The 12,497-nt window shown below is 73.8% G+C and carries 9 protein-coding genes; 3 read left to right on the top strand and 6 right to left on the bottom strand.

What is annotated here, in order from left to right; all coding sequences use genetic code 11:
- Positions 1-222: 222 nt before the first annotated feature.
- Positions 223-1,446 carry a sensor histidine kinase gene (locus tag ACFWIC_RS12570; protein ID WP_380518148.1) on the top strand — a complete coding sequence of 408 codons (1,224 nt, stop codon included), beginning with the start codon at positions 223-225 and terminating at the stop codon, positions 1,444-1,446.
- Positions 1,447-1,605: 159 nt separating this feature from the next.
- On the opposite strand, the gene ACFWIC_RS12575 is transcribed toward ACFWIC_RS12570, so the two are convergent.
- Positions 1,606-2,664, bottom strand: a complete 1,059-nt coding sequence (locus tag ACFWIC_RS12575; protein ID WP_380353639.1) for a S1C family serine protease — start codon at positions 2,662-2,664, stop codon at positions 1,606-1,608.
- Between the two features lie 240 nt (positions 2,665-2,904).
- Between ACFWIC_RS12575 and galE the strand changes: the two genes are divergently transcribed.
- Complete coding sequence (gene galE / locus ACFWIC_RS12580) at positions 2,905-3,894, top strand: UDP-glucose 4-epimerase GalE (protein ID WP_329885472.1); 990 nt, start codon at positions 2,905-2,907, stop codon at positions 3,892-3,894.
- A gap of 91 nt (positions 3,895-3,985) precedes the next feature.
- Here galE and ACFWIC_RS12585 read toward each other — a convergent pair whose 3' ends face one another.
- The gene (locus tag ACFWIC_RS12585; RefSeq protein WP_329885473.1) at positions 3,986-6,349 is read right to left on the bottom strand and encodes a PQQ-binding-like beta-propeller repeat protein; all 2,364 of its coding nucleotides are present in this window, start codon (positions 6,347-6,349) and stop codon (positions 3,986-3,988) included.
- A 457-nt stretch (positions 6,350-6,806) separates the two neighbouring features.
- Here ACFWIC_RS12585 and ACFWIC_RS12590 point away from each other — a divergent pair, with 457 nt between their 5' ends.
- Positions 6,807-7,454: a TetR family transcriptional regulator gene (locus ACFWIC_RS12590; protein ID WP_266311629.1), complete on the top strand. Its 648-nt coding sequence runs from the start codon at positions 6,807-6,809 to the stop codon at positions 7,452-7,454.
- Between the two features lie 381 nt (positions 7,455-7,835).
- Here the strand turns inward: ACFWIC_RS12590 and ACFWIC_RS12595 are convergent, their stop codons facing one another.
- The 4 genes from ACFWIC_RS12595 to ACFWIC_RS12610 all read right to left on the bottom strand — a co-directional run bounded on the left by ACFWIC_RS12595 (position 7,836) and on the right by ACFWIC_RS12610 (position 12,493).
- The gene (locus ACFWIC_RS12595) at positions 7,836-8,780 is read right to left on the bottom strand and encodes a beta-ketoacyl-ACP synthase III (protein ID WP_329885474.1); all 945 of its coding nucleotides are present in this window, start codon (positions 8,778-8,780) and stop codon (positions 7,836-7,838) included.
- A 163-nt stretch (positions 8,781-8,943) separates the two neighbouring features.
- A complete protein-coding gene (locus tag ACFWIC_RS12600; RefSeq protein WP_380353550.1) occupies positions 8,944-10,149 on the bottom strand; it encodes a L,D-transpeptidase family protein in 1,206 nt (401 codons plus the stop codon).
- A 155-nt stretch (positions 10,150-10,304) separates the two neighbouring features.
- Positions 10,305-11,468 carry an aminofutalosine synthase MqnE gene (gene mqnE, locus ACFWIC_RS12605; protein WP_329885475.1) on the bottom strand — a complete coding sequence of 388 codons (1,164 nt, stop codon included), beginning with the start codon at positions 11,466-11,468 and terminating at the stop codon, positions 10,305-10,307.
- Positions 11,469-11,530: 62 nt separating this feature from the next.
- Complete coding sequence (locus tag ACFWIC_RS12610) at positions 11,531-12,493, bottom strand: threonine/serine dehydratase (protein WP_380518153.1); 963 nt, start codon at positions 12,491-12,493, stop codon at positions 11,531-11,533.
- Positions 12,494-12,497 lie beyond the last annotated feature (4 nt).

Consider the following 12,497-nt stretch of genomic DNA (forward strand, 5'->3'; position numbering starts at 1 on the left):
TCGCCAGAGCGTGAGTCTAAGTGCACCGCACAGGTACCCCGTACCCTGCCCGATCCGCAAGACGGCCGGTGGACATCCGGTGGACGCCCGGTATCGCCGCCCCACCTCGGACGGGGTGGGGATAACCCCCGCCCGGGAAGACGTATCACCCCCATGGCATCGTGCGACCCGGACCGGCGAAGCTTGGATCACCAGCTCGACCGAGAGGGACGGTAGACCGAGATGAAGCCATTGCACCGCCGAGCCGCGGACGGCACGAAGGAGCGGGACGTGCCGGCGGAGCGCGCCCCGCTGTACGGCGCGCGGATGTGGCGGCAGGTCGGGCAGTTGCTGTTGAACCTGCCGATCGGCATCGCGGGGTTCGTCTTCACGATCGTGACGCTCTCCGTGGGCCTGGGGCTGTCGGTCACCGTGATCGGCCTGCCGCTGCTCGCCGCCGGGCTGGCCGGCTGCCGGGCCATGGGCGGGTTCGCCCGCCGCCGGGCCCGGTCCCTGTACAACTCCGGGGTGCACGAGCCGGAGCCGGTGCAGCGCCGCCGCCCGGGAATCACCGGCTTCGCGATCGCCCAGCTGACCGACGCGCTCTCCTGGCGCTCGGCCCTCTACTACGTGCTGATGCTGCCCTGGGGCATCCTCAGCTTCACCCTGACGCTGGTCTGCGTCCTGGTCGGCTGGCCGGTCCTGCCGTGGGTGGTCCGCTACCAGTCGGAGGTGGACCGGATGCTGGTGGAGACCCTGCTCTACCGGGGGGCGCTCTCCGAGCGGGTGCGCGAGCTGGAGGACGACCGCGGCACCGTGGTCGACACCGCCGCCGCCGACCTGCGCCGGATCGAGCGCGACCTGCACGACGGCGCCCAGGCCCGGCTGGTGGCCCTGGCGATGGACCTCGGCATGGCGAAGGAGCGGCTGCAGGAGACCGAGTCGCCGGAGGACGTGGCCGCCGCCGCGAAGATGGTCGGCAACGCGCACGGCGAGGTGAAGATCGCCCTCCAGGAGCTGCGCGACCTGGCCCGCGGCATCCACCCGGCGGTGCTCACCGACCGCGGCCTGGACGCGGCGCTCTCCTCGGTGGCGGCCCGCTGCACGGTGCCGGAGGGGGTCAAGGTGCACGTCGACCTGAAGGGCCGGGACGGGGCGGCCGAGCGGCCGGACTCGGCGGTCGAGGGCATCGCGTACTTCACCGTCAGCGAGCTGCTGACCAACGTCTCCAAGCACTCCGGTGCCCGCTCCGCGACGGTGGACGTCTGGCGGGCCGGCGACCAGCTGATGGTGCTGGTCCAGGACAACGGCAAGGGCGGCGCCGCGCCCTACCCGGGCAGCGGCCTGGGCGGCCTGGCCGAGCGCATCCAGGCGGTGGACGGCGTCTTCCTGGTGGAGAGCCCGCACGGCGGCCCGACCACGGTGACGATCGAGCTCCCCTGGCGGACCCGCACCGCCCGGCGCTGAGCGGGAACCTCCGGCCGGAAACCCACCCGGGCCCCGTCGCCTCCCGGCGACGGGGCCCGGTTTCACCGGTGCCCGGACGACCGGTGCCCGGACGGCGGCGGCCCGCGAACCCTTGCGCGGTGTACGGGCCGGCCGCCGCCCGGGGGCTCGGGGGACGCCCTACGGCGTCTCCAGGGTGCCGAGGGTGACCTCGGTCGTCCCGCTCCGGCCGTCCCGGGTGTAGGTGACGGTGACCTTGCTGCCCGGGGCGAGCGAGGCCAGCGCGGTGGTGAGCGAGTTCAGCGAGGTGACCTCGGTGTCGCCGATCTTCGTGATCACGTCCCCGGGCTGGAGGCCCGCAGAGGCGGCCGGGCCGCCGGGGGCGACGGCCACCACGGCGGCGCCCGCCGGCTGGAAGCTCTGGTCGAAGAAGGTCCGGGCGGTGATGCCGAGCGCGGCGCGGCCGGAGTTGGTGACCTTGCCGTCCTTGATCAGCTGGTCGGCGATGCCGGTCACGGTGGACGCCGGGATGGCGAAGCCGATGCCGGGGGCGGCGGCCCCGTTGGCCTCGGGCTCGGTGGCGGCGAGGGTGTTGATGCCGATCACCCGGCTGTTCAGGTCCACCAGTGCGCCCCCGCTGTTGCCGGGGTTGATCGCGGCCGAGGTCTGCACCATGTTGCCGATGGTGGCGCCGGGCGAGCCGCCGCCGCTCGGTTCGGAGACGGTCCGGCCGGTGGCCGAGACGATGCCCTGGGTGACGCTGCTGGAGAGTCCGAGCGGGCTGCCCATGGCGAGGGTGATCTGACCCAGCTCGACCTTGGTGGAGTCCGCGAAGGCGGCCGGCCTGAGACCTCCCGGCAGGCTGCTCAGCCTGATCACCGCGAGGTCGGACTCCGGGTAGCTGGCGACCAGGGTGGCGTCCAGCGGCTTGCTGCTGTTGACCAGCGTGACGGCGAAGGTGGTGGCCGAACCGACCACGTGGGCGTTGGTGACGATGTCGCCCTTGTCGTCGTAGACGATCCCGGAGCCGAGGCCGGTGGCGGTGGTGATCTGCACCACCGAGGGCAGGACGTCCTTGATCACCCGCTGGTAGTCGTCCTGGAGCTGGTTGGCGCCGCCCGCCCGGGCGCCCGACGGGGACGACGAGGGAGCGGAGGAGGAGGCCGGGGAGGTGGACGACGAGGAGGAACCGCTGCTGCACCCGGCCAGCGCGGGAGCGGCCAGCGCCAGGGCGGTCAGCGCGGCGACCGCACCCGGAGCGAGCGGCCTCCCGGCGAACGCCTTCGGCCCGGTCGGACGCGGTCCGGCCGGGATCGGACGGGTGGGCTCCTTCTTGCGGTTCACGGTGACGGCCTCCGGCTCCCTCGGTACACGGACATGGCGCAGAGATCTTTGTCAGCATTTCACCGAAATGTCCGAATAGCCGTGCCGACTCGCCCGCTGCGTACCGGGGGAGCGGGAACGCCTAGGATCTCGGGCATGACTTGGTTGCTCACCGGTGGTGCCGGATACATCGGCACCCACGTGGTGCAGCAGCTCGTGGCGTCGGGCGAGCGGGTCGTGGTGCTGGACGACCTCAGCACCGGGAACCGCAGCGGGCTGCCGGAGGGGGTCGTTCTCGTCGAGGGCTCCACGCTGGACCGGCCCGCCGTGGACGCGGCGCTGCACGGCCACGACGTGCGCGGGGTGCTGCACTTCGCCGCCAAGAAGCAGGTCGGCGAGTCGGTCGAACGGCCGTTCCACTACTACCGGGAGAACCTGGCCGGCCTGCAGACCGTGCTGGAGGCGGTCGTCGACGCCGGGGTGCGGCGCTTCCTCCTCTCCTCCTCCGCCGCCGTCTACGGCATGCCGGACGTCGACCTGGTCACCGAGTCCGCCCCCTGCGCGCCGATGAACCCGTACGGCGAGACCAAGCTGGCCGGCGAGTGGCTGGTCTCCTCCGCCGGCCGGGCGCACGGCCTGTCCACGGTCTCGCTGCGCTACTTCAACGTCGCCGGCGCCGCCTCGCCGGAGCTCTCCGACGCGGGCGTCCTCAACCTGATCCCGATGGTCTTCGAACGGCTCACCGCCGGCCTGGCCCCGCGGGTCTTCGGCGCCGACTACCCGACCCCCGACGGCACCTGCGTGCGCGACTTCATCCACGTCTCCGACATCGCCTCGGCCCACGTGGCGGCGGCCCGGCGGCTCTCCGCCGACCCGGCGGGCGAGACCCGCCTGGTCCTCAACATCGGCCGCGGCGAGGGCGTCAGCGTCCGGGAGGTGCTGGACGTCATCGGCCGGGTCACCGGCTACGACACCACTCCGGAGTACGCCCCGCGCCGCGCCGGCGACCCGGCCCGGGTGGTGGCCTCGGCCGACCTGATCCACCGCGAGCTGGGCTGGACCGCCCGCCACGGGGTCGAGGAGATGGTCGCCTCGGCCTGGGAGGGCTGGTGCGCGCGCCACCCGGAGGCCCGCCGCCGGCCCTAGCCCGGGCCCAGGGCCGCGAGGCCGAGACCCGGCCCCCGGGCGCGGCCCTCCCGGCCCTCCCGGGCGCACCGGGCGCACCGGGCGCACCGGGTCAGTGCGAGGGCACCGCCGTCCCGTAGAACGCGTCCAGCGCGTAGACGCAGCGGTCCTTGGAGCCGACGAACACCTTCCCGCCGACCGCCACCGGCGAGCCGGTCAGCTCGCCCTTGGTCCCCAGCTCCCAGCGCAGCCGGCCGCCGGCCAGGTCCAGGGTGTGCAGCGAGTGGTCCCGGCTGCCGAGGTGGACCAGCCCGTCGGCGACGGCCGGGGAGCCGACGATCTCGCCCCGGGCCGCGTACCGCCAGCGCTCCCGCCCGGTGGCCGCCTCGAAGGCGTACAGCACCTCGCCGCTGCCGACCAGCACCATGCCGTCGCCGACCACCACCGGCTCGGCGCCCTGCCGGTTGCCGGTGGCCGCGCGCCAGCGGTCCCGCCCGGTGGCCGCGTCCAGCGCGTACACCGTGCCGAGGTAGTCGGCGACGTAGACCGCGTCGGCGTCCAGCACGGGCGGTGTGAACAGCACCACCGGGGCCTCGAACCGCCACCGCTCGGCGCCGCTCGCCGCGTCCAGCGCGTAGACCCGGGTACCGGCCGTCACGTACAGCACCCCGGCGCGCTCGGCCGGGCGGGACGGCACGTCCTCGCCGACCGGGACCGACCAGCGCAGGCCGGCGCCGCGCGGGTCGACGCAGCGCAGCCGCCCGCCGCCGTAGTAGTAGGCCGCGCCCCCCACCAGGGCCGGGCCGGACTGCGGGTTCTCGTAGTCCTGCTGGGCGTCGTCGGCGCGCCACAGCTCGGCGCCGCCGGCCGCCGAGCGCAGCTGCACGCCGCCGCCCCGGATCCCGCAACAGAGCACGCCGTCGGCGGCGTCCAGCGAGTACACCCAGCCGTCGAGCGAGTGCCGCCAGCGCTCGGCGCCGTCCGCGACGTCCACCGTGTACAGGTGGGGGCCGTCGGCGGCGTGCACCCGGCCGGCGTCCACCGCGAGCGCCCAGGCGACGTCCCGGGTCTTGTAGCGGCGCTGCCCGGAGGCGATGTCCAGCGCGTGCACCTCGAAGCTGGAGACGAACAGGGTGCCGTCGGCGACCACCGGCGTGCCCCAGACGTCGTTGGACATCCGGAACCGCCAGGGCCGCCAGCGGGCCGCCCGGGCCGGGGGCGGGGTGATCCGGCGGACCCAGTCGGTCTCGGCCGGCGCCGCGCCCGAGCCGGCCTGCTCGGCGCGCGGCCCGGGCCCTATCCGCACCGAGGCGCCGGACAGCCGCACCTCGACGGCGCTCTCCTCGGCGACCGGCGCGCGGTGGCGGCGGGGCGCGGCCAGCTTCTCGGTGGCCGGCTCCGGGTCCTGGCCGAGCGGCGTGGTGTGCACCGGCCCGGCCTGCGGCGGGGCGTGACGCCCGCCCGGCCGGGTGCGCGGGTCGTCCTGCCCGTGACCCTGCGGCGGGACCTGGTGGTGCGGCTGCGGCACCGGCGGGGCGACGGGCGGCTGCACGGGGGCGGCCGGCACGACGACCGGCGGGGGCTGCCGGCGACCGCGCTTGCGTTCGATCATGGCCAGCGCGTTGGGCGGCAGCCAGTCCCCGGCCTCGCCGGAGGCGTCGTCCCGGGAGAACAGGTGCGGGGCCAGTTCGGCCTGGATCTGCTCCGGGGTCGGCCGGTGCTCGGGAGCGGGCCGCATGCAGGCCCGGACCAGGTCGACCAGCTCGGCCGGCAGGCCGGAGAGGTCGGGCTGCTCGCGCAGCAGCTGGAACACCGTCTCGACCGGGTTCGCGCCCCGGTAGGGCGGGTGGCCGGTGGCGCAGAAGACGAGGAGCGACCCGAGCGAGAAGACGTCGCTGGCGCCGGTGACGCCCCTGCTGTCCCGGGCCTGCTCCGGCGACATGTACGCCGGGGTGCCGACCGCCACGTTGGTCATGGTCAGCCGGGTGCTGGAGACGCCGGCGGCGATGCCGAAGTCGATCACCCGGGGGCCGTCCTCGACCACCAGCACGTTGGAGGGCTTGAGGTCGCGGTGGACCAGCCCGGCCGCGTGGATGGACTGCAGCGCCTCGGCGATGCCGGCGACCAGCCAGCGCACCGCCCCGGCCGGCAGCGGCCCGCAGTCGGTGACCAGGTCCTCCAGGGACGGGGCCGGCACGTAGGCGGTGGCCAGCCAGGGCACCCGGGCGTCCGCGTCCGCGTCGACCACGGCGGCGGTGTAGAACCCGCCGACCGTCTTGGCCGCCTCGATCTCCCGGGCGAACCGGACCCGGAACAGCTCGTCCTCCGCCAACTCCCCCCGGACGGTCTTGATCGCCACCCGCCGGCCGGACGCGGAGCGCGCCAGGTAGACCAGGCCCATTCCGCCCGCGCCGAGCCGCCCCAGTACCTCGAAGGGCCCGATTCGCCTCGGATCGTGCGCCGTCAGCTGGTCCACCCGCTGCCACCTCCCCGTTTCCGCACCGCCCGCGTGGTGCCGGACACCCGCCGCGTGGTGCCGGACCTGATTGTCCAATGCCGCCGGGTGCAACTCCAACCTCCCCCGCCCACCGGCGTTCAGTGCCGGTCCGGCGGCCCACTGCCCGGTCAGTGCCGCAGGAACGGCCGGATTCTGACGTCCGCTCCGGCCGCGGCTTGCCGCCGACACGCCCGGAGCCCCCGAGCGGGGCAGGTCACACCCGAACCGTAATCGTCACGCTCCGTTACTCGACCACCCCTCAGCGGAGGGGTGGTCACCCTGTGGCGTCAAAAGCACACGGGGGGGCGCCAAAGACGCCTCCGGGGGCGGGATGAATATCCGTCCGAAGTGCTTCAGGCGCCTATACCAACCCCCGTGCGGAGTAATAGTCGCATCACCGAATCGCGCCAAGATCGTGCCACGGTAAGCTGACGGCATGACAGGACAAGTTCGCACCGTCGACGGTCGCGTCGCCGGGCGACGCGGACAGGAGACGCGGCAGAAGCTGCTCGACTGCCTCCGCGAGATGCTCAGCACGTCGCCCTATCGGGACGTCAAGGTCATCGACGTCGCCCGTATGGCGGGTACCTCCCCCGCGACCTTCTACCAGTACTTCCCGGATGTCGAGGGCGCTGTCCTCGAAATCGCCGAGGAAATGGCCAAGGACGCCGACACCCTCAAAGAGCTGGTGGCCGGAAAGTCCTGGGCAGGGAAGTCCGGCACGGCCACTTCGGAAGAACTGGTCGACGGATTCCTCGCCTTCTGGCGCAAGAACGACGCCATTCTCCGAGTGGTCACGCTCGGTGCCGCCGAAGGGGACAAGCGGTTCTTCAAGATCCGCATGACCGTCCTCAACGCGGTCGCCAAGCCGCTCACGGAAGCCGTCAAGGAACTCCAGGCGAAGGGCCAGGCCGACAAGTCACTGGATCCGGCAGCGGTCGCCGGGTCACTGGTCTCGCTGCTCGCCTCCGCGGCCGAGCACCAGAAGGCCTTCACCTCCTGGGGCGTCAAGGTCAAGGACCTCAAGCCCAACCTCGCTCCCCTGGTGTACCTGGGTGTCACCGGCAAGAAGGCGCCCAAGTAGACCGATCCACTCCAACCACCCTTCCGCTTCGCGCGGCCCCGGCCTCCTGTCCGGGGTACGACGGACGGCGGCCGTGTCCTCGGGGGAGGTCCGCCGGCGGTCCGCAGCGCGCCACGACATGCCGGTGGGCGGGCACCCCAGCACGGGGCGCCCGCCCACCGGCATACGTGTTCCCGGGCCCGACCGGGGCCCGGGCCCTCACCGGGCCACCACGGGCCACCGCGGGCCCCGGCCGGCTCTACCGGGCCCCGGTAGGCCCCAGTGAGGCCCCACAGGCCCCGGCAGGCCCTCGGTGAGCCCCCGGGGACACGACGGAGCCCCCGGACGGCCTCGGGCCGGTCCAGGGGCTCTCGGTGCCCGCTCCGGGCCGCTCCCGCCCGCTCAGGGGCAGCGGACCACCTGGCCCGCGTACGCGAGGCCGCCGCCGAAGCCGAACAGCAGCACCGGGTCGCCCGGCGCCAGCTCGCCGCGCTCGACCAGCTTGGAGAAGGCCAGCGGGATGGACGCGGCCGAGGTGTTGCCCGAGTCCACCACGTCCCGGGCGACCACCGCGTCGGTGATGCCCAGCCGGGACGCGATCGCGTCGATGATCCTCAGGTTCGCCTGGTGCGGCACGAAGCCCTTCAGCTCGGACGGGTCGACACCGGCCTTCGCGCAGGCCTCCCGGGCCAGCGGGGCGATCTGGGTGGTGGCCCAGCGGAACACCGACTGGCCCTGCTGGCTGATCACCGGATCCCAGCCGGTGATCACCACGGCGTCGCCCCGCTCAGGCTCCGAGCCCCAGACCACCGGGCCGATGCCCGGCTCGGCACCCTCCTCCTGGGCCTCGACCAGCGCCGCGCCGGCGCCGTCGCCGAAGATCACGCAGGTGGACCGGTCGGTCCAGTCGATGGTGTCCGACATCCGCTCCGCGCCGATCACCAGCGCCAGCCGCGCCGCGCCGGCCCGGATCGCGTGGTCGGCGGTGGCCAGCGCGTACGAGAAGCCCGAGCAGACCGTGTTGATGTCGTAGGCGGCGGGCGCGCGCACGCCGAGGCGGGCGGCGACGGCGGCGGCCGTGTTGGGACTGCGCTCCACCGCGGTGCAGGTGGCGACCACGACCAGGTCGACGTCGGCCGCCGACCGCCCGCTGTTGGCCAGCGCCTTCTGCGCCGCCTCGGTGGCCAGGTCGACCACGGTCTCGCCCTCGGCGATGTGGCGCGTCCGGATGCCCACCCGACTGCGGATCCACTCGTCGTCGGTGGCGACCAGCTTCGCCAGGTCGTCGTTGGTGAGGACCTTGGGGGGCTGGTAGTGGCCGAGTGCCACGATGCGCGAACCGGTCATACTGCCCACTCAACCCGGTTACCCGCTGGTCAGTCGGGCGTGACCGGCTACAGGATCCGTGCCGGGATGCTGTAGGAGACCGACAAGGACCGTTGCGGCGACTGGGGCGTGCCCGGGCCGCCGCGGGACACCGACGGGGCCGGCCGGGCCCCGGACGGCGTGCTCAGACGGCCAGCGAGGCGGCGTCACCCATCACGATCACCGGGCGGGCGGCCGGGTCCAGGGTCCGGATGAGCTGCGCCATCTTCTCCTCCGGGACGGAGATGCAGCCGTGCGTCGGGCCCCCGTGGTCGACGTGGATCCAGATGCCGCCGCCCTTGGTCGAGCCGTTGGGGCGGCGCGGGTCGAGCGGGGAGTTGCCGGGCACCCGGTTGTAGTCGATCGCGACCACGTAGTCGAAGGAACCGGCGAGCTGCTCGCCGGCGAAGCCCCGGCCGGAGACCACGAAGTTGGCGTCCTTGTCGTACGGGAGCTTGCTGCCCGGGTCGGCCTTGCGGCCGCCGGCGTCGGTGAGCGAGAAGACGCCGATGGGGCTGCGCAGGTCGCCCTCGTTGTGATCGGTGGTCCAGCCCTTGAACGCGTTGTGGCCCTGCCAGGTCTCGCCGGCCAGCCATCGGCCCTCGGCGGTGCGGGTCCAGAGCGTGACCACGGCCTTGTTGGTGTCCTTGCCCTCGCCGGAGGCGAAGACGACCTGGGTGGTCTCGACGGGTATCCGGGCGGCGAAGCCGGGGCCGAGGCCCGGTATGGCGGCCACCGAGCCGTCCGCGCGGGCCTCGCTGCGGTCGGCGGCGGGCTCCTCGGTGTGCCGTGCGTCGGCGGCCGGGGCGGCGGGGGCGGCGGTCGGGGAGGCCTGGTCGGTCACCGTCTGGGCGGTGGAGCGGTCCGGGGCGGCGACGGCGTCCGGGCCGGGGCCGTCGGCGCTGGTCACGCCCGTCCTCGCGGCGTCCTGGCCGACCGTGTACCAGCCCGCGGCGGCGGCGAGCAGCAGGGCGGTGCCGGCGGTGACGGCCCGGCCGGTGCGCTTCTTCTTGGGCTTGCGGCGGTGACCCCGGGCGGCCGCCCGGGACCCGGCGGGGGCCGCGGCGGGAGCGGGCACCGACCGGGGCCGGGCCGACGGCTCCGGTCCGGCCGCCAGGTCCTCCGGCTCCGCCGGAGACGCCTGGAACGGCTGGTCGTAGACGTCGTGCTCGGCGAGGCTGCGGTACCCGGACGGCACGCCGCCCGGAACGTCCTGGTACCCGTACGGGCCCGCGTGCGGCGCCTCGTACTGCTGCGGGAACGGCTGCTGGTGACCGCCGTACGGCTGCTGCGGCACCTCGTACACCGGCTCGTACGACGGGTACGCGGTGGAGCGATCGGAACCGGACATGCGGCCGATCCTGCCAAACCGAGGCCCCGTTGGGAAACCCGGGGTCTGTGTCGAGCCCGTGAAGAAGCCGTCGCCCGGGCCGGCGGGCGGCCCGGGCGACGGGATCGCGACGGCGGGAACCGCCGGTCGCGGAGGCCCCCTGCGGGGCCGCGGGGTCAGAGGCGCATCGCCTGCGGGGTCTCGCGACGGCCGAGGTCGGGACCGTCGTACTCGCGGATGACCTCGTAGCGGGTGTTGCGCTCCACCGGCCGGAAGCCGGCGTCGCGGATCAGGCCCAGCAGGTCGTCCCGGCCGAGCTTGTTCGGGGTGCCGAAGTTGTCCGCGTCGTGGGTGATCTTGTACTCGACCACCGAGCCGTCCATGTCGTCCGCACCGTGGCTGAGCGCCAGCTGGGCGGTGGTGACGCCGTGCATCACCCAGAAGACCTTGACGTGCGGGACGTTGTCGAAGAGCAGCCGGGAGACCGCGAAGGTCTTCAGTGCCTCGGCGCCGGTGGCCATCTCGGTACGGGCCATCAGCTTGTTGCGCACGACGCCGTCCTTGGAGTCGTGGAAGTCGTGCTGGTAGCGCAGCGGGATGAAGACCTGGAAGCCGCCGGTCTCGTCCTGCAGCTCGCGCAGCCGCAGCACGTGGTCGACCCGGTGGCGGGGCTCCTCGATGTGGCCGTACAGCATGGTGGCCGGCGTCTTGAGGCCCTTGCTGTGGGCGAGGCGGTGGATCCGCGACCAGTCCTCCCAGTGGGTGTCGTGGTCGACGATGTGCTGGCGGACCTCCCAGTCGAAGATCTCCGCGCCGCCGCCGGTGAGCGACTCAAGGCCGGCGTCGATCAGCTCGTCCAGGATCTCGTCGGCGGGCAGGCCGCTGATCCGCTCGAACCAGTGGATCTCGGTGGCGGTGAAGGCCTTCAGCGAGACGTTCGGCAGCGCCGCCTTCAGCTCCCGCAGCGAACGCGGGTAGTAGCGCCACGGGAGGGTCGGGTGGAGACCGTTGACGATGTGCAGTTCGGTGAGGGAGTCCACCTCCATCGCCTTGGCGAGGCGGACGGCCTCCTCGATGCGCATCGTGTACGCGTCCTTCTCGCCCGGCTTGCGCTGGAACGAGCAGTAGGCGCAGGACGCGCTGCACACGTTGGTCATGTTGAGGTGGCGGTTGACGTTGAAGTGGACGACGTCGCCGTTCTTCCGCGTCCGCACGTGGTGGGCCAGGCCGCCCAGCCAGGCCAGGTCGTCGCTCTCGTAGAGCGCGATCCCGTCCTCGCGGGTCAGCCGCTCACCCGCGTAGACCTTCGCCTCCAGCTCGCGCTTGAGCCCTGCGTCCATGCGGTGCCCCGCCTCCTCCGACTTCGATTCCTTGCCGGAACGAGCGTACGCCCCTGTGGCGCTCAGTCCGCGAGCAGCTCCGCGAGCAACGCCGGTTCGATGTTCCCGCCGCTCACCACGGCGGCCGTGTGCCGTCCGCCGGTCTCGGCCGCCCGGTGGAAGTACGCCGCCGGGGCGACCGCGCCGGACGGCTCGGCGACCAGCCGGCCGCGCCGGGCCAGCAGCGCCACCGTCGCGCGGATCTCGTCCTCGGTGACGGTGACGATGTCGTCCACGTAGGCGGTGAGGTGCTGGAAGGGCAGCTCGCCCACCGAGGGGGTGCGCAGCCCGTCGGCGACGGTCCGGTACGTGTCGGCGACCGGCCAGGCCACCCGCTCGCCGGTCCGCAGGCTCTCCCGGGCGTCGGCGGCCAGCTCGGGCTCGACACCGATCACCCGCACGCCCGGACGGGTCAGCTTGAGCGCGGCCGCCGTGCCGGAGATCAGCCCGCCGCCGCTGACGGGGACGAGGACGGTGTCCAGCTCCGCCGGGGCGTCCTCGGCGATCTCCAGGCCCACGGTGCCCTGGCCCGCGATGATGAACGGGTCGTCGTACGGCGGCACCCAGACGTAGCCGTGCCGCTCGGCCAGCTCGCCGGGCACCGAGTCCCGCTCCTCCGGCGACACCAGCAGCACCTCGGCGCCGAACGACCTGGTGCCCTCGACCTTGACCGCCGGCGAGGTGTCCGGCATCACGATCACGGCCTTGATGCCGAGCAGCTCCGCCGCGTACGCCACCGCCTGCGCGTGGTTGCCGCTGGACTGGGCGACCACCCCGCGGGCGCGCTCGGCCCCGCTCAGCGCGGCGAGCCGGTTGTACGCGCCGCGGGTCTTGAAGGCCCCGGTCGGCTGGAGGTTCTCCGGCTTGAGCCAGAGCCGCCGCTCGCCGTCGTTCGCCCAGGGGGCGGGGACCAGCGGGGTGCGCACCGCGACCCCCGCGATCCGCTCCCGGGCCGCGTGCAGCTCCTCCAGACCGACCAGTGCCATCGCC

Origin of the sequence: Kitasatospora sp. NPDC127035, assembly GCF_042726075.1 — a bacterium.
Classification (GTDB): Bacteria; Actinomycetota; Actinomycetes; order Streptomycetales; family Streptomycetaceae; genus Kitasatospora.

What these genes read in the sequence shown, in the direction of transcription:
- ACFWIC_RS12590 (WP_266311629.1), top strand. Translation starts at nt 6,807, where the DNA reads ATGACAGGACAAGTTCGCACCGTCGACGGTCGCGTCGCCGGGCGACGC.
- ACFWIC_RS12610 (WP_380518153.1), bottom strand. Translation starts at nt 12,493, where the DNA reads ATGGCACTGGTCGGTCTGGAGGAGCTGCACGCGGCCCGGGAGCGGATC.
- ACFWIC_RS12570 (WP_380518148.1), top strand. Translation starts at nt 223, where the DNA reads ATGAAGCCATTGCACCGCCGAGCCGCGGACGGCACGAAGGAGCGGGAC.
- ACFWIC_RS12600 (WP_380353550.1), bottom strand. Translation starts at nt 10,149, where the DNA reads ATGTCCGGTTCCGATCGCTCCACCGCGTACCCGTCGTACGAGCCGGTG.
- galE (WP_329885472.1), top strand. Translation starts at nt 2,905, where the DNA reads ATGACTTGGTTGCTCACCGGTGGTGCCGGATACATCGGCACCCACGTG.
- mqnE (WP_329885475.1), bottom strand. Translation starts at nt 11,468, where the DNA reads ATGGACGCAGGGCTCAAGCGCGAGCTGGAGGCGAAGGTCTACGCGGGT.
- ACFWIC_RS12595 (WP_329885474.1), bottom strand. Translation starts at nt 8,780, where the DNA reads ATGACCGGTTCGCGCATCGTGGCACTCGGCCACTACCAGCCCCCCAAG.